The 22478-nt window shown below is 31.9% G+C and carries 16 protein-coding genes; 8 read left to right on the top strand and 8 right to left on the bottom strand.

Going from position 1 to position 22478, the window contains the following annotated elements; genetic code table 11:
• Positions 1 to 12 precede the first annotated feature (12 nt).
• Both F6K15_RS27370 and F6K15_RS27365 read left to right on the top strand, forming a co-directional pair.
• Positions 13 to 315 carry a hypothetical protein gene (locus tag F6K15_RS27370; protein ID WP_293067036.1) on the top strand — a complete coding sequence of 101 codons (303 nt, stop codon included), beginning with the start codon at positions 13 to 15 and terminating at the stop codon, positions 313 to 315.
• A 69-nt stretch (positions 316 to 384) separates the two neighbouring features.
• Entirely contained in the window at positions 385 to 1335 is a 951-nt protein-coding gene (locus F6K15_RS27365) for an NAD-dependent epimerase/dehydratase family protein (RefSeq protein ID WP_293067034.1), read from the top strand.
• 820 nt (positions 1336 to 2155) lie between these two features.
• Here the strand turns inward: F6K15_RS27365 and F6K15_RS27360 are convergent.
• The 3 genes from F6K15_RS27360 to F6K15_RS27350 all read right to left on the bottom strand — a co-directional run bounded on the left by F6K15_RS27360 (position 2156) and on the right by F6K15_RS27350 (position 7712).
• Entirely contained in the window at positions 2156 to 2935 is a 780-nt protein-coding gene (locus F6K15_RS27360; RefSeq protein WP_293067032.1) for a hypothetical protein, read from the bottom strand.
• Positions 2936 to 3841: 906 nt separating this feature from the next.
• Positions 3842 to 4777: an Npun_R2821/Npun_R2822 family protein gene (locus tag F6K15_RS27355; protein WP_293067072.1), complete on the bottom strand. Its 936-nt coding sequence runs from the start codon at positions 4775 to 4777 to the stop codon at positions 3842 to 3844.
• A gap of 1930 nt (positions 4778 to 6707) precedes the next feature.
• On the bottom strand, positions 6708 to 7712 hold the full coding sequence (locus F6K15_RS27350) for an Npun_R2821/Npun_R2822 family protein (protein ID WP_293067029.1): 1005 nt from the start codon (positions 7710 to 7712) through the stop codon (positions 6708 to 6710).
• A gap of 96 nt (positions 7713 to 7808) precedes the next feature.
• On the opposite strand from F6K15_RS27350, the gene F6K15_RS27345 reads away from it, so the two are divergent.
• The 4 genes from F6K15_RS27345 to F6K15_RS27330 are packed head-to-tail and all read left to right on the top strand — an operon-like array spanning position 7809 to position 11178.
• Positions 7809 to 8726: a sulfotransferase gene (locus F6K15_RS27345; RefSeq protein ID WP_293067027.1), complete on the top strand. Its 918-nt coding sequence runs from the start codon at positions 7809 to 7811 to the stop codon at positions 8724 to 8726.
• Entirely contained in the window at positions 8717 to 9478 is a 762-nt protein-coding gene (locus F6K15_RS27340; RefSeq protein WP_293067025.1) for a sulfotransferase family 2 domain-containing protein, read from the top strand. The genes F6K15_RS27345 and F6K15_RS27340 overlap by 10 nt, the downstream gene beginning before the upstream one ends.
• Positions 9479 to 9523: 45 nt before the next feature.
• Positions 9524 to 10453: a sulfotransferase gene (locus F6K15_RS27335; protein WP_293067023.1), complete on the top strand. Its 930-nt coding sequence runs from the start codon at positions 9524 to 9526 to the stop codon at positions 10451 to 10453.
• A gap of 17 nt (positions 10454 to 10470) precedes the next feature.
• Positions 10471 to 11178, top strand: a complete 708-nt coding sequence (locus F6K15_RS27330; RefSeq protein ID WP_293067020.1) for a sulfotransferase family 2 domain-containing protein — start codon at positions 10471 to 10473, stop codon at positions 11176 to 11178.
• A gap of 84 nt (positions 11179 to 11262) precedes the next feature.
• On the opposite strand, the gene F6K15_RS27325 is transcribed toward F6K15_RS27330, so the two are convergent.
• From F6K15_RS27325 to F6K15_RS27310, 4 genes are all read right to left on the bottom strand, one after another.
• Positions 11263 to 12237, bottom strand: a complete 975-nt coding sequence (locus F6K15_RS27325) for a glycosyltransferase (RefSeq protein ID WP_293067018.1) — start codon at positions 12235 to 12237, stop codon at positions 11263 to 11265.
• Between the two features lie 234 nt (positions 12238 to 12471).
• A complete protein-coding gene (locus F6K15_RS27320) occupies positions 12472 to 13383 on the bottom strand; it encodes a sulfotransferase (protein ID WP_293067015.1) in 912 nt (303 codons plus the stop codon).
• A gap of 15 nt (positions 13384 to 13398) precedes the next feature.
• Positions 13399 to 14493 carry a glycosyltransferase family 1 protein gene (locus F6K15_RS27315; protein WP_293067013.1) on the bottom strand — a complete coding sequence of 365 codons (1095 nt, stop codon included), beginning with the start codon at positions 14491 to 14493 and terminating at the stop codon, positions 13399 to 13401.
• Complete coding sequence (locus F6K15_RS27310; protein ID WP_293067010.1) at positions 14483 to 14629, bottom strand: hypothetical protein; 147 nt, start codon at positions 14627 to 14629, stop codon at positions 14483 to 14485. The genes F6K15_RS27315 and F6K15_RS27310 overlap by 11 nt, the downstream gene beginning before the upstream one ends.
• A gap of 436 nt (positions 14630 to 15065) precedes the next feature.
• On the opposite strand from F6K15_RS27310, the gene F6K15_RS27305 reads away from it, so the two are divergent.
• Positions 15066 to 16175: a glycosyltransferase family 1 protein gene (locus F6K15_RS27305; RefSeq protein WP_293067007.1), complete on the top strand. Its 1110-nt coding sequence runs from the start codon at positions 15066 to 15068 to the stop codon at positions 16173 to 16175.
• Positions 16176 to 17017: 842 nt separating this feature from the next.
• Entirely contained in the window at positions 17018 to 18319 is a 1302-nt protein-coding gene (locus F6K15_RS27300; protein WP_293067005.1) for a glycosyltransferase, read from the top strand.
• A 1107-nt stretch (positions 18320 to 19426) separates the two neighbouring features.
• Here F6K15_RS27300 and F6K15_RS27295 read toward each other — a convergent pair.
• The coding region (locus F6K15_RS27295) for a tetratricopeptide repeat protein (protein ID WP_293067002.1) at positions 19427 to 22478 on the bottom strand (3052 nt) is incomplete at its 5' end.

Here is a 22478-nt window from a genome sequence, read left to right as displayed (position 1 = left end):
GTTGGTTTATTCATGAGTTTATCTTCAGGAATAGTATTTGCCAAATTAATTAAGCAACTGGTTCAAGATTGGTCAGCCAATCCTTCTACTTGTAATATAGTTAGTATGAGAGGATTAACATTACAGCTTCCATACATAGGTATTGCTATTGGTGCATTAATATTTTTATCCTCAAGTTTACAATTATTTGGATTTACTAACTTAGTTGCCTATTCTATTTGTTTGCCTTTAACTGTCGCAACTGGGGTAGTTGTCTGGATTCAGCTTACTAAAATTTTAGATAAGATGGAACAGAGCATAACAGAAGAGGGTTAATTTTTTTCAACATCAGGATAAATTGACTCCCGCTTTCAGCAAAAAATAGCCACTTGAATATAGGAAAAAATGAGTAATATTATCGTAACCGGAGTAGGTGGGTTTATTGGGTCTCATTTAGCAGAAACTCTTTTAAATCAAGGAGAAAAAGTAATAGGTATCGATCAATTTAATGATTACTATGACCCTGTTTTGAAACGTCAGAATATTTCTCAATTTAAAGATAATTCCGCTTTCCAACTAATAGAAAATGATATTCAATCTTTAAATTGGTCAGAGTTATTAGCAGATATAGATATAGTTTATCATCAAGCTGCCCAAGCAGGTGTTCGTGCTAGTTGGGGTGAAGGTTTTCGTGCTTATACAGAACGTAATATTAATGCTACTCAAATAATTTTAGAAGCGGCTAAAGATGCTCCTAATTTGAAAAGATTGGTTTATGCTTCTACTTCTTCTGTATATGGTAATGCTGAAACTTTTCCTACTCCTGAGACTATTTGTCCTCAACCAGTATCCCCTTATGGAATTACTAAGTTAGCCGCAGAACGATTAGGTAAGTTGTACCATCAGAATTTTGGTGTACCATGTGTATATTTACGCTACTTTACAGTCTATGGTCCCCGGCAAAGACCTGATATGGCCTTTCATAAATTTTTTAAGTGGATATTGCAAGATGAACCAATTTCTATTTATGGAGATGGTCAGCAAACAAGGGACTTTACTTTTGTTAGCGATGCAGTAGCAGCTAACTTATTAGCAGGTACAGTACCAGAAGCAGTGGGTGAAGTATTTAATGTAGGTGGGGGTAGTCGGGTTGTATTGGCAGAAGTGATCAATATGATGGAGGAAATAGTCGGGCGTCCAATTAAGAAAAATTTTGTAGAAAAAGCAAGGGGAGATGCTCGTGATACAAGTGCTGATGTTTCTAAGGCACAGAAAATTTTGGGTTATCAACCTCAAGTTTCTTTGAAAGAGGGGTTATCAAGAGAGTGGGAATGGGTAAAGTCTCTCTATAGTTAGATTTTTATTTATTGTCTGAAAAAAGCTTTATAGAGTAAGGTGCTGAGTAAACACTTTACTCGTTAGTTAAAAATACGGTAGTCCTGCTCGCGTAATGGTAGGTGGAGACAAGGAAAACTTAGAACGGGAGCAAGATGCTCTGTACCATTACAATGCACCACTACCCAAGATACTAACAATACAATAAACTTCTTGCAGAAGTCAGGAAATAGGGAATAGGGAATAGGGAGACAAAATTGTTGATTTCAGATATTGAATTGATTTAATTAAAACTTTTGCAAGAGGTCTCATAATAAAATTAAAAATATCTCAAAACCCTTAAAAACAAAATAAGTAAGTATATTTGAAGTTTTATCTAGAGTTTCTCAAGTTATATCAAATCTGATTAATTAGCCATAATAAAAACGTTCTTATCTCAAGTGCGAGAATATTTTTTAAAATTTCCCCTGCTCCCTGCTCCCTAAATTTTTTATTGTGGTTATTCTCAAGATGAATGATATTACTGAGGTACAGTTGTTTTTCTTATTTTCTATTCCCGTTTTCCGAATTACTATTCCCTAAAACAAACAAATTTTGTACCTCACTCAGAGATAGGAATTGCTATAAGTTAAAGATGTAATGTGTAATAGTTGTTTTCTATGTGCATGAAAATTGCTATATAAATATTCTTCTAATAAATTGAACTTATTACCAATTTTTTTAAATCAGTAAATCAGCGGCAATTATCTTTGTCTATCTTTGTCAAAGTTATCATATTTGCTTTAAAAATTAGTTTGTATATTTTATCCTCGGTGTTTATAGCAACCAGATTTTATACTGCTCATCTATAATAAAATTCAAAATCTCTTAAAGCCATGATTCTAGTTTTATTTAAACGATAATGATAACCCATCCTCTTTTGTAAATTATCCCAAGAATTTGCTTTTGGTTTACTACGAGAAGCATCCCAGTGTTGAGTAATTCCAGTAAGTTTTTCCCACGCTTCACTATTAATAACCCATCCCACTTTTGCAGCAGCTAATCCCATTAAACTACCTTCTCCAGCGTGCATTCCTTTTAATTCTGCATACCTAGAAACTTTCCCCCAAGTTTCCAAAAATTCTATTTCCTTACCATTATCTCTAACTATAATAAATAAAGACTCCCCTATCCAACTAGAATTATTAAATGAATCATCAGAAATATTTAGCTTATCTGCCAACTTTTTCAATATTGGTAAACTAGAAGCGCGATATTTTGAAACGTGTTCTACTAATTTTTTATGGCGTCCAGTTATTCCTGGTTTCCATTCAATATCTTCTGGTAGTGATTCTAAAATTCTAGTATCGGCATCTATATATATAGCTACTGGAAATAATGATATTGCTTTCTGACAGAGAAATCTTTTGTCATTATAACAATGTAGAATACCTTGTTGATAATGTTTAAAAGCCATGACATTTTTATAGCTACTAAAATCATCAGGTTTCTCTGTATAAATTACCAGTGAAATTCCTGGAGCATTAGTTTCCAAATCTTTAGCTAACTCTTTGCTTATATCGCGATATCTTTGCCCTAGTGCCAATGTACAAAAACAAAAATCTTTTTGTTCGGCGGTCATATTTTTACCTAGAAATTTTAACGATAAAAAATGCTTAAAATTATTTGATTTGAAGAAGTGACAAAATTAGGAAATAATTTTGAATATAATACCAGTTTTATATGAGGTTGCATAGAATTATGAAACTCATTAAATCTATCTATCTCTATCTACTCCTATCTGCGGTCAATTCTGCTTGAAATATTATTCTATGCAGCTTCATTTCAATTTGGTATAACAAGGATAATAACTCAAAAATATCTTGAATAAATCCTAGAATAGAAATTTATATACCAATTCCCATCTCATCTCTGAGTGAGGTAAAAAATTTCTTTGTTTGAGGGAGTAAGGAGTAGTAAACCTGGTTCCAGGGAATAGAAAATAAACTAACAAAACAGTACTTAAATAACTTGAGAAATGGTTTATATACCAATTGTTATTAAAAGTAAGGGACAAAAAAAATTATAGGTTTTAGGGAATAGCTAATCTAGGAAAAGGTAACAGGGAAAAAATACAAGTGTAAATCATGCTTCTAGAGAAACTCTATATTTTTAATCTTTCAAGTTTTTCTAAATCTGAATTATCAATATATCCCTGTTGAAAAAAAAAATTGTGCCTTCTTTATTTAACTTTTTTTGATTTACTACTCTATATCTTTAAGGGGTAAATTTATTTTAGGGATGGTTTTTTTCTGACTCCAAATCATCTGAAATATATTAAAAATTATTCTTCTGTCTTTATGACCAAGAAATAAGGTCTCAAGCTTCCCCTTTGAAAGGAATAAAAAAGGAAATTTCAGATTTCAACCTTCGCCTTGAGTCGGAAGTACTGTTTCGCTTCGCGACATGAATGCTCCGCATTCTGTAGGATAGCTCCTCTAAGAGAGGCAACTCCTACCTAGAAGGCTAACCGATAACTGAAATGACCCTAACTTTTCTTAATTTGCCGAACTATATTTTTGACTTTATCAATAAATTTTTCTCCTGGACTTTTTTCCTTTTCAGTTTTTTGAGGATAGTAAGTAGGTTTAGCTTCACCCAGATATCGATAATGCTCCCAAATATCCCAATAAGGGCATCCTGGTTCAATCCGAAAACCTGCCCAATGTAAATATTGTACAGGTTTACCTACTTTAGGGTCAATCAAGCGATCGCCTTCCTGTTGAAAATGAGGACTACCTGCCCAACTTCCTGGACCTTTACCTTCTGGCCGTCTAACTAGATTTAGTCGCCGAGAAATATGTTTTAATACTATATAGTTGAAAATTGGCTGGTCTGTGGTTTTTTCGGAAAAGTCAAAATACTCAGTATTGGCAGCACATTCGGCAAAGGTTTCATATAATTCATTTTCTGTAAATAGGTTTTTCTTTGACGCCCACCACCCACTATTAAATACATCTTGAAGTTGTTCTTCAGTAAAGATTTGATTTTCTAGAACTTTGGATGTAAAGACATTTTTTATCCCACTTAAATATTGATAGTCGCAGCACAAAAAATCATAATCTTCCAGATATTTGAGATTATCGGCAATTTTTTCAAAGACAACAATATCAACATCAATATAGAGAAATTCATCAAACGGTCCGAACCAACAAGCTTGTTTTTTTTGTTTGTTAGGAGTATTGAAGAATCCCTGACCAAAAATGTTATACAAATTATTGCAAAGATTATCTACAAATTCTAAATTTGGATAAATTTCTACACCATATTTACTCGTAACTATTTCTGCTACCTGCTGATAATTTTCATCAAAAGGAATCATAATAATCGGAGTCTCAGTGTCATATAATCGGATACTTTTCAGCAGAGCGATCGTATTATCAAGCACTTTATCATTGGCGACAATATAAATTCCTTTCATAATTTTTTCCTTAGTTATTTCCACCTAGTTTTGGCAGATTTTACTGATTATATTTACTGGAAAATTCTCAGATTTTGATTTTCCTGCAAATTTTGATTTTTTTGGAGAAAGAATTATTAAAAAATTCCTTTCATCTTGTTTATCTGGATTTTTTTCACCTAGTTTTTGACAGATATCACTGATTATATTTACTGGCAGATTTTCAGATTTTGATTTCCCTGTAAATTTTGTTTTTTCTGGAAATAATCATCATAAATAGAAGACTTTTCCACAAATGTATGATTTGAGCGTTCGCCCAGTAGTTTACAACAACATAAATAGATGCTTTTTATCTTTTTTTTCCTTAGTTATTTATCTCCAATTTTTGGCAGATTTCAATCATCATATTTACTGGCAGATTCTCAAATTTTAGTTAACCAGTAAATTTTAGTAATTTTCGAGAAATTATCATCAGAAATTGAACAGTTTTCCACAAATGAATAGTTTGAGCGTTCCCCCTGTAATTAGCAACAATATAAATGGCTTTCATCTTTTTTCCTTAGCTATTTTCATCCTGTTCTTTTGCTGATTTTAGTCATTACATTTACTGGCTAATTCTCGGATTATAGTTGCCCTGTATCTTTTAGTAATTTTCGGTAATAAATCATCATAAATTGAACATCTACAAATAGATAATTTTAGCTATCGCCCAGTACTTTACTACAACATAGACAACATAAATCAATGCTTTTTCTCTTTTTTTTTCCTTAGTTATTTCTCTCCTATTTTTTGCTGATTTTCATCATTATATTTACTGGCAGATTCTCTAATTTTAGTTGACCAGTCAATTTTAGCTATTTTCTGAAATAAATTATCAGAAATATAAGACTTTTCTAAAAATGGATTGCTTGAGCGTTCGCCCAGTAATTAGCAACAATATAAATGCCTTTCATTTTTTTCCTTAGATATCTTAACCCTGTTTTTGGCTGATTTTAGTCATTACATTTACTTGCGAATTCTCGGATTATAGTTGCCCTGTATCTTTTAGTAATTTTCGGGAAATCATCATCTGAAATTTAACATCTACAAATAGATAATTTTAGCGATTGCCCAGTACTTTACTACAACATAGACAACATAAATCAATGCTTTTTCTCTTTTTTTTCTTAGTTATTTCTCTCCAATCCTTTGCAGATATTACTGAATTATATTGACTGGCAGATTCTCTAATTTTAACTAACCAGTAAATTTTAGTTATTTTCGAGAAATAATCATCATAAATAGAAGACTTTTCCACAAATGGATAATTTTAGCTATCGCCCAGTAGTTAGCAACAATATAAATGGCTTTCATCTTTTTTCCTTAGCTATTTTCATCCTGTTTTTGGCTGATTTTAGTCATTACATTTACTTGGGGATTATCGGATTATAGTTGCCCTGTGTATTTTAGCGATTTTCGGGAATAAATCATCATAAATAGAAGACTTTTCCACAAATGGATGATTTTAGCGATCGCCCTGTAGTTAGCAATAATATAAATGCCTTTCGTCTTTTTCCCTTAGCTATTTTCATCCTGTTTTTGGCTGATTTTAGTCATTACATTTACTGGCGGATTATCAGATTCTAATTGACCTGTATATTTTAGCTATTTTCGGGAAATCATCATCAGAAATTGAACAGTTTTCCACAAATAGATAATTTTAGCGTTCCCCCAGTAGTTTACGACAACATAAATAGATGCTTTTTATCTTTTTTTTCCTTAGTTATTTCTCTCCAATTTTTGGCAGATTTCAATCATTATATTTACTGGCAGATTTTCAAATTTTAACTAACCAGTTAATTTGAGTAATTTTCGAGAAATTATCATCAGAAATTGAACAGTTTTCCACAAATAGATAGTTTGAGCGTTCCCCTGTTTCTTATCTACCATATAAATTTCTTTTATCTTTTTTTATTTAACTATTTAAACCCAGTTTTTTGAAGATTTTAGTCATTATGTTTACTGGCGGATTATAGGGTTCTGGTTTTCCTGTAAATTTTGGTCTTTTATCGGGTTCATGGAGATAACGATAGTGGAGAAAAATATCTCGATAGGGAAAATCTAAATTTTCTCCCTGACAAAGCCTAGCAAATCTTTTAGAAGAAACTCCAATATAATGAAGATATGTCAATCTTTCTCCTTTATCATATAGTACATTATCCCTTTCTTCAAAATGAGGCGATGTTACAGAACAACCTGTTCTTTTTTCTGGTGGTAAATCAAGACCAAAGTTATAAACAGGAATATCCAATCGCATTTTCATATAGTTAAGTAAAGATTGGTTCGGAGCAGATGTATATAAAACTTCTCCTTCTCCAGAGTTGAGCTTTTCTACTAGAAACTGCCTCTGTGATTCAGAAAATAAACCCCTTTTTCCTGCATAAAATCCCGCACAAAAAATTTCAGATTTAATCCGTGATTCAGGAAAAACATCAAACAATTTAGGCGAGTCTAAATTAAAAATATGAGAGGGGTCTTTATACTGAAAATCATAGACAACAAAATCATCCTTATCCAACTGTTCAAAAATATATTCAACAGAATTAAGTACCAGAATATCTGCATCAAAATACATAAACTTTTCAAAAGGAGCTTGAAGATCGAAGCCACAATATCTACGATTCATGCCAATTCGGTTTACTCCCTTAATCCCTTTTTCTGCCCAAATATTCAAAGCATTTGGATGACCTTTCCAAGCTTCGTAAGAAAATTCTTCCCAGGGGGCAAATATTTCTGGATTGTCTAAAAATTGGACATTTTTACGTTTTTCTATATCAGCTTGGACTTTTGCAGTATTACTGTCATAAGCAATAACACAAACTGGAGTATCAGTATCAACATTAACCTCAATACTATTGAGTAGAGCTACCAGTTGATCGAAGACAACATCATTTGCTACAGTGTATATGCCGTTAGTCATAAAAATTTATTTGAACCACTGTCCTTGATTATATCAAGTTCAACACTCATCACAAACTATTGTTATTTATTTTTGTATTTATAGGAATAATTATTTATGCAGAAAAAAGTCATATTTATCATGTCAAGTGGGCATTCTGGATCTAGTCTTTTATCCCTAATTTTAGGAAGTCATCCAGACTGTTTTTCCGCAGGTGAATTAGTCGGTCTTCCCAATCGTTATCGTCAAAAAAAGCCCATTGATTGTGTGAATATGACATCTGAATTTTGGGAAAAAACTTTTGGAGAAAAAGGGCTATATGAATTGGCTAGTGTTCTAGGAAATACTCGTTTAAATAAGTATATTCCTTTAAAGTTGGAGAAAAAAATTAGACAAATTTTCAAAAAAGATGAGATTTTTAATCCTTATTCTTTTATGTTTTCCAAGTTAGATAATAAAAGGGTTATTATTGATGCTAGTAAAGCTTATCCTTGGATTGGAGAAAAAATTCAAGCTCAAGAATTTACATCAGGAAAAGTAGAAGCGTATTTAATTCATTTAGTTCGTGATGGTAGAGCTGTTGTTAACTCTTATCTCAGAAAATATCCTCATTGGGATATGGCTAAGGTAGCAACAGAATGGGTTGAAAAATACAAACTAAGAAATGATTTTTTTGAAAAATTTAATCCTAATAAAAGAATTGAGATTGCTTATGAACAATTAGCGAGTAATCCTCATCAAACTGTGGAAAAAATTTGTAATTTTGTTAATATAAATTTTGTTCCTTCCATGATAGAATATTGGCAATACGATCATTATGATATTTCTGGTAATGAGGGTGCTTATTCTCTGATTCGTCGCTATCGAGGACAGGAAATAGAAAAGAAAGTAGAGAAAATCAATGGCGATTACTATAATAATATAGATATAGCTATAAAGTTAGATTTACGCTGGCAAAGAGAGCTAGCACCAGAAAAACTAGAAATATTTGATCGTATTGCGGGAGAAGCTAATAAACCTTTTGAGTGGAATTAAAAGTCAAAATATTTTTTGTTGTTCAAACAAGAATTAAATTATTTCATAACTTAGAAACAATCAAAATGCTAATATCTCACAAACATAAATTTATTTTTGTTCATGTACAAAAAACAGCAGGACAAAGTTTGACAGAAACTTTAAAGAAAAATGTACCTGACTTAGAAAAACTTGTTACTCAGCATAAACATGGTTCTGCCATAACAGGTAGAGATATATTGGGAGTTGATAAATGGAATGAATACTATAAATTTGCTTTTGTGAGAAATCCTTGGGATAGATTAGTATCTTGGTACAGCATGATTTTAGGAATTTGTTTAGATGAAAAAATGAGCCAAAATTACTCTAGTTATAATTTATGGCACAAAGTTGTTAGAAACTACAGAAAATACCGATATCTTAATCGTTCAAATAACAGTAAATTTTATTCTTATGTCTTGAAAAACTGCAATAGCTTTGAAGATTTTATCAAAAATAGTCATAGAGACAATATGAAAAATATGAGGAATCAATTAGACTATTTGGTGGATGAAGAGGGCAATATAATAGTAGATTTCATTGGCAAGTTTGAATCTTTAGAGAATGACTTTAATCAACTTAAGAGCAACTTAAATTTGTCACATATGGAATTACCTCATGTCACACATAAATCCAAACACAGGAATTATCAAGAATATTATAATGATGAAATTCGTGAAATAGTTCAAGAAAGATATCATAAAGATATTAAGTATTTTAATTACAATTTTTAAGTTTTTGTTTCATTATAAAAAAGTCAGGAAATGAATGAGGAGTAAATGACTAAAAAAGTTGTATCTATTGTAGGTAGTGGTAGAACTGGTTCAACATTATTGATGTTAATTTTGGGCAGTCACCCTGAATGTTTTGCACTAGGAGAAATTAGTAAATTATATCGATATTATAAAAAAAAGCAAGCTCTTTGTGGTATATGTTTGGGTACTTGCTCATTTTGGGAACAACAATTTACTAAAACAGAACTAGATAGATTAACTGCGGTTTTAGGTAACACCCGATTAAATCCATTAATTCCTCTTCAGTTAGAAAAAAAAGTTAGAGAAATATTCCATCTAGATGGAGTATTTAATGCTTACTCATCAATTTTTGAGAAACTATCTAAAACAGTTTTAATCGATTCGAGTAAAGAAGTTGATTGGGTGAAAGAACGATATAAAGCTAAAGAGTTTACTGCGGGAAAAATTCAAAATTATCTCATTCACATGGTTCGTGATGGTAGAGCTACTATGAGTTCAAAATTGAGAATTACTCCTGGACTTACAGCTACGGAATTTAGTCATCAGTGGGCTAAAAGAATTAAAGAAACTAATGAATTTTTTGATAAGTTTCCTTCTGAACGGAAAATGGTTATTCGTTATGAAAAATTTATCACAGAAAATCAGGAAACTTTACAAAGTTTATGTCAGCTTTTACAGATAAAATATGTGCCAGAAATAGCTCAATATTGGAAACATGACCACCATCCTATTGCTGGAAATACAGGAACTCGTTCCTTGATTTTAAAGTATAGAAATGAAGAAGCTACCGCAGTTCAAAATCAGGTGCAACAACGTCAGGGAGACTATTATGACAATATGGGTTTGAAATTAAAGTTAGATTTACGATGGAAGAACGAGTTATCATCTGAACAGCTTGAAGAGTTTAATCGAATTGTTGGAGATTTGAATAAACCTTATGAATGGAATGTTTAAAATACTAGATAGTAAAAATGCTCATTAAATATTCAGGAAATAATAAATTTATTTTCATTGCTAATCGTAAATGTGCATCATCTTCCGTAGAAGCATCTTACATTGGTAAAATTGCAGATATAAGAATTACAAGATCTCCAATAGGAAAGCATTTATCTCTACAAGAAATATACGATAGATTCAATTGGATTTTTGAACATCAAGAACTTAGCTTAGATAAATTTTTCAAGTGGGGAATAATTAGAGATCCTGTAAAAAGAGTTGTTAGTTGGTACAATTTTCGTTCCAGACCAACATTGAAGAGGAAAGAACAATATACAGGAGATTTAAGCTTTAATGATTTCTGGAACATGAATAAAACAAAAGAATTTCTGGAACCTCAATACAATATGTTTTTTACTCTTAACGATAAGTCTATTAAGGTGGATTATTTGTGTAGGCAAGAATTTTTGTTAGAAGATTTTCTAAAAATTAGAGATATTTTAGATGTAAATTTATCAAAATTCCCAAAAAGTAATCTTTCTACTACTAGGAAAATTGAAGTTAAAGATATAGAAGAGAGTATTAAAAAGGAAATTAATGAATATTATGCCATTGATTATAAACTCATCGAAAATTTACAGTCGTTTAATGAAGAAGGATTAACAAAATTTAAACGGGAGGTAACTCCAAAAAATTCATTCAAAAATTTCCTGAGAGATATGCTTGCAAAAATATACAAGTAAACTTTTAGTTTAAAATTTTATAGATGGAAATTAAAGATACAACTAAGGAATAGGCACTTATAACTGAAATTAATATGAAAATTGTTATGTCAAGCTTAATTTCTGTTTCAAAGCATCAAATTTGATTAATAAATAACAACGTTGTAAATATACCTGTTGAGACCATCTAGAAGCAATAAACCAACGCTGATATTCAGGTACAGCAACATCTGTTAGAAAATTACGCCACTGCTTAACAACATTTTGAGGTTCAATTTCTTGCCCACGAACTTTACCATTTTCTCTAACTTTTTCACACAACTGAGGATTATCCCTCAGACGCTTCAAAATATCAATAGCATCTTCAACTGAACTAACTTCAAAATAGTCAAACTCATTTTTCCTTTCTGACTGAAAAGCTGATTCTTTACCTAAAATTGCTGGTACTCCAGCTTGCCAAGCATTATAAAGCTTAGTAGCTGGCTTTTGAGTATAATCTTGCTGTTGAAAATTACGAACAGCCACAACAGCATCAATATTACTATAATCATACCAGCGGTTTCTAGGAATAATTTGCCAATTCAATCTTAACTCTTCTAATTGCTTTGACCAAGAAGCAGCTTTTAATTCTGGCGCTAAATTAGAAGTAATGCCAAAATAACCAATATTCTCAAAGCGATCGCCTCTTTCAGAATTACGAGGAATTAATCCTGGTTGTCTCCATAGAGGAATATAGTAACTATTTCTGAAATTTTTGGCATCTTGAGGATTTTGAACTACTTGTAACTGAGCATAAGGATGAGGATTTCGATCTGGTTTAATACAGACCATTAAAACCTTTGGCGTTGGTCTTAATTTATATGGAAAAGAATCTCGATGAGCTATTACAATTCCTTCATCTGGCATAGTTCCTACTAAAGTACAAGGAAACCCATCTGCTTTAAGATAAAGATAGGTTTGTAAAGTCCAACAGTATATGCCTCTGCCAAATTCTTCCCAGTAAACATCTGGTTTATCTGGCATATCATCTAGCCAATCTTTTTGGGGAAGATAAAAATATATAGGGGGTAAATCAGTCATTTCAGTTATCAGTTATTAGTTATCAGTTATTACTACCTATAACAAGTAGGCAGCTTTGAAACTTGATTTATTTATTTGGTAATTTAAAAAAAATCATCTTTGATTTACAGAAAAATAAAGGTATAAAGCCTCTCCATTCATGGATAAAAAATAAAAAAGATCCTTTTAGTCAATCCTATTCTTAGAAAGAAGAGGTAATAATTAATTATTAATTATTAATTATTAATTGTTGAACTAAACTTCTAACCATTTTGACAAATCTCTGCCAATTAAATCCTGAAGCTTTAATATATCTTCCCGATAATCTGCAATTAATTGCTTTCTAATTTTTGGAGATAATTTTGGTTTACCTAAATTCTTCTTTTTGATAGTCCCTGCTATTTTTTTCCTAATTCCCATTGGCATAAATAATTTCAAACTATCTTTAATTGGATTCGGACGATTTAGCAATGTATTTATAGTTTGATTTTTCGGTACATTAGTCGGGTTATGTACTTTAGCCACATTTAAAACAAAAGTATCATCTACTCCCAAAAATTTAAAGATATCTTGAGTTAAAGCAATAGGGTCTTTTCTAATATCTTCGTATAGACAAACCTTAATTTGATTAGGAGGAAATAGATCGAAATAACGCTTGAGTTGGAGATAATAAAAACCTCGACGTTTATGATGCCATTGAAAACTCCAATTATTCTCTACTCGCCAATCTTCTTGTTCTAATGTTTTCTTAAAATCAGGTTCTGGTTCTCTACCATTACTTAGAGAAAATAAAAAGTGAGAAAAAGCTCTTTCTGCTGGGTCTCTGAGAATAGCAATTATTTTAGCATCAGGTATATAGTTATGTATTCGCTGTGGAGCTTTTTCACTATATATATATGAAGTAGAAGCTTCCCCAATTGCTATTTCATCTGTTACTCCAGTAAACAATTCTTGGTAGCTTTCTAAATCTGTAATTGCATTCCCCATAAAATGAATACCATTAGGACCAATTCGCTCTTTACTTTCTCCTTCTAAAGTAAAAAAATCTGGTTCTTTTTGGTCTCTAGAAGCTGGCATATAAATTTGAGGATGTTGCTTCAGATAATAATAAAGAGAAGAAGTTCCTGACTTAGCAGCACCTATTAATAAAAAATTTGGCATTGTCATAATTAAAATACCTCCCTATGATATTTCAGCTAACCACAACTTCGCTACATTTTCCCAGGTTTCATCTTTGACTAACTCAACATTTTTTTGTCGGATTTCTTGAATTTGTTCTGGGTTTCTGAGCAATTCTACTATTTTATAAGCTAATGCTTCTTGAGTTTCTTTTTCGTAAGGATGACCAGGGACTTTAACACAATAATTTTTGTCTGTTAATCCAGCATAATCTGTTGTTACTGGTACTGCTCCTACTAGGGCAGATTCTCGCACTGTATTACAATCTAACTCTTGAAAAGTACAACCATAATAATGAATAGATGAAGTTGATTTTTCTTGCATTAGTTGTTCTCGCCCTATTTTCCCTCGTTCAGTTACTCCTGGTTGTGCCATTAATTTTAACATTTTTTCTTTCCAATCTGCCTCGACTTTACTACTCCAACCATAGTAAATATTCAACTCTGCTGACGGAATTTCTTTGTTAATAATCGGCCAGCCAAATTCTAACATTCTTTCTAAGCCTCTAATATAATTAGAAGCATAAATAATTTTGTTAGGCTCTTTAGAATTTTGATAAAGAGATGAGAAAGATGGTTCTATTCCATTGGGGATAATAGCAATTTTATTGTCAGGTATTTCTGGTAATAAAGAACGGTGATAATTGTTCTTGCAGAAAATTTTATCGTAGTGTTTTAATTTTTCATAAGTAACTTCTCTAGGCAACAATACCGAACCCAAATCTAGCCAGACTCTTTTTGCTTTAATGGGAAACTTAATTCTCCAGGCAAATTGCCACATAATTAGAGTATCAAAACTATCGTAAGGATTAAATTTTGAATAGTGATGATATTCTACTCCATCATAGATACCTTCTTTATTGCCACAGTTATTATAGACAGCAACTTTATAACCTAACTTTACCCATTCTCTGCCTAGAAAAACAATCCTGGCATCAGCACCTCCTAATCCTGTTTTTAAACTTTCTGGAGACCATTCATAAGAAGTGTTACCAGTGTAGTAAACTATTGAATTTTCTGACCATATTTTTGGTGTTATTCTTTGTTTTAAAGCAGTTAATTTAGAATTAAAACTATCGAGTAGTTTCTTAGTCGCCACAGTTAATTACTCCCAGTAGATTTTTTAATTTTCCTTGTGCTGTTAACAATAAAGATTTTCTCGAATCAGAATGATATTTAGTATTAGTAGTATTTAGAGGTTTTTGGCGATCGCCAAGACATCTCCTCCGATTCATATAGCTAAAAATTATTTCTTCTATTGAAGATAGTCTCTTTTATTTTTCACTAAACATCTACAGATGCAATAAATTATTAACTATATAGGTTTTCCTCAAGTACATTTATTAACATAGTTGATACCTCTAATATTTTTTTTCTTGTTGCCTACTAATTTCAAATACAAAATAATTATTGACATACAGACTATACTATGTTAATCAACTTGGAGTAAACCTTGATAACTAGATAATCTATCTTAGAACTTATTCATCTATTTTGTGATATGATTCTAACACAGGGTTGAGTGTAATCAAGAATAATTTTTTTGTAGTAGATGCTTTTTCTGAATTATATAAATTAACTACTTAGTGAATATTAAACAACTACTATAGCAAAAAAAGATGCAACATCTCTTCAAAGATTGTGATTTTATAGTTGATATTAGAGCATATTATGTTAACACCTATAAAAAAGTGGATTAAATCTCAAATTCCCTTTGCTAATGACTTAACTAAAAAACTAACTGCTAAAAAATGGCCGGAAAAGTCAATTGTATATTATCTAGGAAAGCGTTTTTTAGTACTAGAATCCGATCTTAAAACTAAGGGTGCTAGTGGTTCGGATAGTGCAGTTTTCTTTTTGACTAGAGAATGGGTCAAGCAAGGCTATGACGTTACAGTTTTTACTAATTGTGAAGACAAAGAGGGTATTTATGGAGGAGTTAAGTATGTTAATTATGACAAAATTAACTGGTACGATACCTTTGATACTTTGATTATGTGGCGACATCCTAAGATGTTACCTCCCTATGCTAAAGCTCAAAGAACCTGGTTTGATTGGCACGATATAATTACATTCGATCCTATATATTTAAAGCCATATAATAAAATTTTTGTCAAAAGTTATTACCAACGTAATTTATTACCAGACATACCTGATGATAAGTTCGTAGTTATTAATAATGGTGCAGATTCTACTGTTTTAGAACTGAGTGAAAATCAAAAACAACCATATAGATTAGTATATGCTTCGAGGTATTATCGAGGTTTAGAATTTATGTTGATGTGGGGATGGCCGATTATTAAAAGAGAAATTCCAGAGGCAGAATTACATATTTATTATGGGTGGACTAAGCGTGACTATAGTAAAAAACTAATACCTTGGAGGCAAAAAATGATGGAATTAATGGAGCAGCCAGGAGTAATTGAACATGGTATTGTGGGTCACAATCAATTAATGTATGAAAAATCTACTTCAGCTATTCATTATTATGGGTGTGCTTATGAAGAAATAGACTGTATTTCTTTGCGGGAGTCAGCGATGGTAGGATGTGTTCCTGTCACTACTAATTATGCAGCAATAAAGGAGAAAGATTACTGTATAAAAGTGGATGGCGAACCCCAGGTAAAGGAAACTCAAGAGGCTTTAGCTTATAGAGTAGTTGAACTTTTAAAAAATCCTCAAGAGTTAGAAGATATGAGGGGAAAAATCCAGGAATCTGTCAAGAATGAAATTTGGGAGCAGGTAGCACCATTGTGGTTGAAAAATATTGATGAAGTATGACTGAAATAAACTCTAGGCTATATATTTAGTTGGTATTGAAAATTAGCTAAAAAATATCTAGCTTATTCTTTAGTAAGGTAGTAATAACTACGTCTATTTTGTAAATAGAAGAGGATTCAGTGGTCAGATAGTAGTAAAAATTACAGAAGGTGAGCTTTAGTATTTTACCGAAAAATTATGGTCTAAAGCCTCCCCTTTTAAGGGGATAAATAAAAAGAGAATTCCGTATTTTCTTGCCTCCTTATTACAGAGGTACTGATAACTGATAACTGAAATGACTTGCCCATTATTTGAGATTATTCAAATCTTTAGGATTTAACAATTAATAATTACCTGTTCTGAAAAGAGTAAAAGAGGAGGATTAATTAAAAGGATTTTTTCTTTGTTTTTCCCTGTAGGTTTACAATTAGTGTCGCACCTGTATAGAGGCTTTAAACTTTAATTATTCGGTTAATTTTTTTTGCTCGAATGAGTAAAGTGAAGATGCGCCACCTTGTGAAATAAAGTTCTAAGTTCTTACCATATATAGCAGTCGAAGGAAAAATTAGGATATATCAAAAGCTTAAAATTCAGACAATGCCAGGTTTTTCCTTCTTTATTCTTCCTTATTCTTTCTTTTTTTTGCTGTAAAACCATAATTATTCGGTAAAAAATATTTTTACTATCTGAACAATAATTAGTTTAGTTAATAATTGATATAGCGTTTCCCAAGGTCGTGAGGTACAGTTATATTTTTGTCTCTTTATTCCCTGTTCCCTGTTCCCTCAAACCTAAAATTTTGTACCTTACCAATATGGAAATTGCTATAGAAAGAGAAAAAAATAGTAAATTTTGGAGCAACTATGAAACTTATACTTCCTATTGAATTTTATCGTAAAGGTGGAATAGAACGGGTAATTTGTGGAACGGTAGAAGAATGGATTGAAATTGACGAAGTAGAGGAAATCATATTAATTTTGCAAAAAAAAGATATTCCTCATTTTCAAGAAAAGTTGCCTAAATCTCCAATAATTAAATACGAATCATTTATATTACCTCCTAAATCTTTACAATCTCGAATACTTTCTTTAATTGATAAGTTTTCGTCTTTCTCAGCTAATGTTAAGGCACAAAAAGTTAAAATTTTTTTTAAGCGTCTCCGTCGTAAATATCAGACTGAGTTTAGTCTCAAATATTTAGCTAGTCGTTATCAAGCTACTCATTGTTTGTACTTTCTGGCTAATAGATTAAATCCACCCAATCTTGATATTCCTTTAGCAATGATCACCCATGATATGTTCTGGAGATTTTCACCACTAACTTATCCAGAATCTTATGTTAATGAATACGATTTAAGCTTATTAGAATGGTTGAAAAAGGTCAATATTGTTTTTACTATTTCTGAAAAAACACGAAAGGATATTCTCTCGGTTTTTCCTGAATTTAGTGGCAAAATAACACCTGTACCCATATCAGGTTTTCCTACTAAGTCAAATGCTTCACCTTCACAAAGGTTATTGGGTTTAGCAGAAAATTCCCATGAATCTAATGATGAATTACCAATATTTTATTTGCCTTCTTCTTTTGGTGTTTATAAAGACCACTTAACTCTGTTAAAAGCAGGTATTAAGCTTGCTCAAAAAAATCTGAAGTTTAAAATAGTTTTGATTGGTAAAGAAACGGATAATTTGATTGCAGGAAATATTAGTTTATCTCAGCAAGCTAATAGTCAAGAGTATATTGATTATTTGAATCAATGTCAGGAAATATCTCAGAATAATCAGAATATAATGCAGGAATATTTTGAGGGGTTAGGATATTGCTCTGATGAAGATGTGGAAAAATGGTATCGGAAATGTTCCTGTGTAGTTTTTCCTTCTAAGTATGAAGGTTTTGGTTTGGCTTTATCTGAGGCAGTTGTTAGAGGAATACCTGCTATTGTGTCAGACTTAGAAGTTTTTGAGGAACAAGTAGAACTTTATAAATGTGAGGATATGGTAGATTTTTTCCCGGTTGGTGATGTGGATGCTTTAGCAAATTGTATGGAGAAATTTATTCTACATCCTAAGAGTAAGTTGTCTGCTGAAGAAGTAGATAAACGCTTTTCTCATTGGACTTGGAGGGAGACTGCTAAAGAGTATGTTCGTCTGTTGGAGCAGTTGTAAAAAGTTAACTGTAAGTTTAATTTTGAAAAGTCATAATATTGAGTGACGAAACTATTCTTAAGATTAAGTGGTATTTACCCACCTGAGTCAGAAGTTAAGTGTCAAAATTTAACTAAGACGTTTGGGTTGAAGCAATAGTCAGCTCAGGAGGCGTACGCGAGAGACCAATATTTAATCTGATAACTAAGACGTTATAGTTGGGTCCAAATATGTAGTTAGTTTTCTGTAGGGACTAAAAAGTTGCCTGTTAAGTTAAATTTTAAAAAGCAATAAAATTGAGTGATGAATCTCAACTATAGATTAAGTGATATTTACCCACCTGAGTCAGAAGTTAAGTGTCAAAATTTAACTAAGACGTTTGGGTTGAAGCAATAGTCAGCTCAGGAGGCGTACGCGAGAGACCAATATTTAATCTGATAACTAAGACGTTATAGTTGGGTCCAAATATGTAGTTAACTCAGGAGGCGTACGCGAGAGACCAATATTTAATCTAATAACTAAGACGTTATAGTTAGCTACATATTTGAACCTAACTCAGGAGGCGTACGCGAGGGAGCTCGATCTAAAATCTGATAACTAAGACGTTATAGTTAGGTCCAAATATATAGTTAACTCAGGAGGCGTACGCGAGAGAGCTCGATCTAAAATCTGATAACTAAGACGTTGCAGTTAACTCAAAGTAAATCATCACTCAAAAGAAGTTCTATCCAGACCTATATCTAAAATCTGATAACTAATACGTTATTATCTTTTTTCTGTCAGCTTTCCCAGAATTAGGGGTAAATCATTTCAATTCCTGTGATTAATTTTCCTAAAGTTCAGCCAATTCCTCATCTACCTTTTCCATCTTCCTTGTTACTTAGGGTTTGCTTATGGAAAGTCTTTTTGCTCTTTGTAGAAGACAGGAGACAGGAGACAGGAGACAGGAGAAATGGGAATGAGCGAAGAGGTAGGAGTAAGAATTGTAAGAATGATTTTTCTGCCCAACTGTGCGCCTAAAATACGCTCCTTTTTGAGCATGAAGAGCTGAAAACCAGGTACTTTTTAAAAGCACCAAAAAGGCACTTTTCTTTATATGTCAATGCTTTTAGATTTAATCAGCAAGCCCTACTTATTTCTGAGTTCAACAAATACCTGATAAATCTGTTTTGCCAATTTTTTAGGATTCCACAAAGGCGCTAAATTATCTGGATTTTTTGACTTTTGCAAATGCTCCCGCACTGAATTTCTTAAACCTAAATCTTTACCTAATTTAATTCCCCATTCTGTATATTCTTCCCAACTCCAAGCTACTCCTATATCCAAATTTACATTTTGCAAAAATGAGTAACCCATTCTAGACAAATATTGTTCGCCAGCTCTAGTTATTATTGGTAAGTTTGCCCATAAAGCTTCTAAATTATGAGTACCTCCATTGTAGGGATAAGAATCTAATAAAACATCCGCTATCTGATAAATTGCTCGATGTTCTTCTTCTGTTTGAGTTTGTCCTAAAAAGATAATTCGATTAAAGTCTACCCCTAAATTTTCAGATTCTTGACGATAAGTTTGATAAATTATATCTACATCTCCCTGACCTTTACGAATTAATATACTTTCTGGTGTATGTTGCAAAATTTTTAATTGAGCGCGTACCATTTCTGGATTCGTTTTTCGTCCCGGTGCTATACACAAATAAACCATCTTATTTGAGTCAATACCGATACTATTTCTAGCAGTATTTCTATCAACCAAATGACTATCAAACCCACCCACAGCTACAGATGTTTCTGGTAATCTAACTAATTTTTCTAGATAATATTTTTCTCTTCCTTCGGGGTGAGTATACGAGTCACATAAAAAATAATTATTTTCAGAAATATAGGGTGCATCAAAACCTAGCCAAGAAACACAGACTGGTGCAGGTTTTTCATGGATAATATGTACATTTACTGGCAATGTCATTGAATCTAAATCTACTACTACATCTAATTTGTCTTCTAATATTTGTTCGACAATTTCTTCGTAGGATGGAAACCCATTAGGATACTTTTTCGGCCAATAGGTTTTGACAGACATTTGTTCAAATCTTTGAGTAATGTCATCTCTCTTCAACGGACCTGTAATATATAGATGAATGTGAGGTGTAATTTGAGATAATTCTCTGATTAAAGCTTCACTACACCAACCTACTGAATGACGGCGAAAATGTTTGGAAAGGAATCCTATTTTTAGAGGTTGGGAAGTAGAAATATGAGTTTTTGGAGTTGGATAGTTTTTGACTCTATTTTGATAATATTGTTTGGCTATTAATTTGTAAATTTTAGCGTTTTCTTCTAAGTTATCCCGGAGGTGAGGTACGGAAAATAAGAAAATTTCATAGAGTAGTTTTATTTCTAGTTCGCTGAAGGTTTCACAGCTTTGATAACAAATTTTTTCTACTTCTGAAAGCTTGGAGTTTGCCATATCACTTACTCCAGATTGAAAGTAGGCAAATAAAAAGGCAGTACCTGAAAGAATAGGAGCTATTTCTCCACAAGAATTACAAAAATTATCGGCTGCTTTTCTAGCATGGGCAAGTTTAGTTGTATGACTCAGTAAATCACATAATTGTTGATGAGCTTCAACAAATTGTGGTTTAACTTCGATAGCTTTTTCAAATAAAGCGATCGCTTCTTCCATTTTTTCTTGTTTAATAATATGTCCGATGCGAGAATATACTTCTGCCCAGTTTGGTTTAAGTTCTAATGCTTGATGATATTTTTCTAATGCTGATTCTAATAATCCTTTATTGGAAAGTGCTGTTCCTAAGTTGGCATAAGCATCATAGGAATTAGGATTATATTGAATGGCTATTTGATAATGATAAATTGCTTGGTCGTAGTCTCCTTTCAGCAAAAAATTATTAGCTATTTTTTCATGTAAGTGTTTGAGTTCTGGATTAATATTTAATGCTTTCTGATAATATTTTGCTGCTGCTTCTCTATCTCCTTGTTTACCTAAAATATTAGCTAGATTACTATAAGCTTCGGTATAATCTGGTTTGAGATTAATAGCTCTTTGATAACTTCTAACTGCATCATTAATTCTACTCAGTTTAACTAAGGTATTGCCTAATTTAAAGTGAAAATCTGCCTCTACTATATCTGGTTGAATTTCTAATGCTTTTCCCCAAGATTCCAGAGCTTCATCAACCTTTCCTAAATATTGAAATAGTTTACCAATATTCCAATAAATACCAGCCAAACCAGGTTTTAAATCAACAGCCTTTTGATAATAAAACAGTGCTTGTTTATATTGACCTAACTGCAAATATACACTACCCACATTTCCATAAACTTCTGCAACTTCCGGCTCAATTTCTAATGCCCGATGATAAGAACGTAAAGCTGCTGATAAATTATTTTGTCTGTAAAAAGCATTTCCTAAAGTTACATAACATGGAGCATAACCCGGTTGAATTTTTAAAGCTTCTTTACAGCGAGCGATCGCTACTGCTAAATTTCCTTGTCCAATAGCAGTATTGGCTTGATTTCTATAAGTTTCTGCTGCGGGATATTTTAATAGTTTCTGGGGAAATTCTGGCTCTAATTCTTGGCATTCAAAATTTTCAACTTGACTGAATTTTTCCTGATTTTTATTGACTTGATTTTGATTGGGTAAATTCTCGATATTATTCTGGAAAGTTTCAAATTTTTGCTCTGGAATTAGATTGACATTAGCAGTTTTAATTTCATAGTCTTCATCAGATTCAATAATTTCTCGATTTTGGTCTCCTGTGAATTTTTCCTGAATTACTGAATCAAGATATTTTTCTGTTTCTAATTCTTGGTTTTCAAAGGTTTTATCTTGACTGAATTTTTCCGGATTTTTATTTACTTGGTTTAGACCGGGCAAATTCTCGGTATTATTCTCGTTCCTCTCAAATTTTTGCTCTGGAATTAGATTTAAATTAGTAGCTTGAATTTCATTTTTCTCATCAGACTCAATAATTTCTTGATTTGGCTCTACTGTGAATTTTTCCTGTTCTATATATTGACTTGATTTCTCCTCAATTACTGAATCAAGATATTTTTCTGTTTCTAATTCTTGGTTTTCAAAGGTTTTATCTTGACTGAATTTTTCCGGATTTTTATTTACTTGGTTTAGACCGGGCAAATTCTCGGTATTATTCTCGTTC

The organism is Okeania sp. SIO2B3 (assembly GCF_010672525.1).
Taxonomy (GTDB): domain Bacteria; phylum Cyanobacteriota; class Cyanobacteriia; order Cyanobacteriales; family Microcoleaceae; genus Okeania.
The sequence above is the reverse complement of the archived record's forward strand: the minus strand, read 5'-3'. Positions and strand labels throughout refer to the sequence as shown.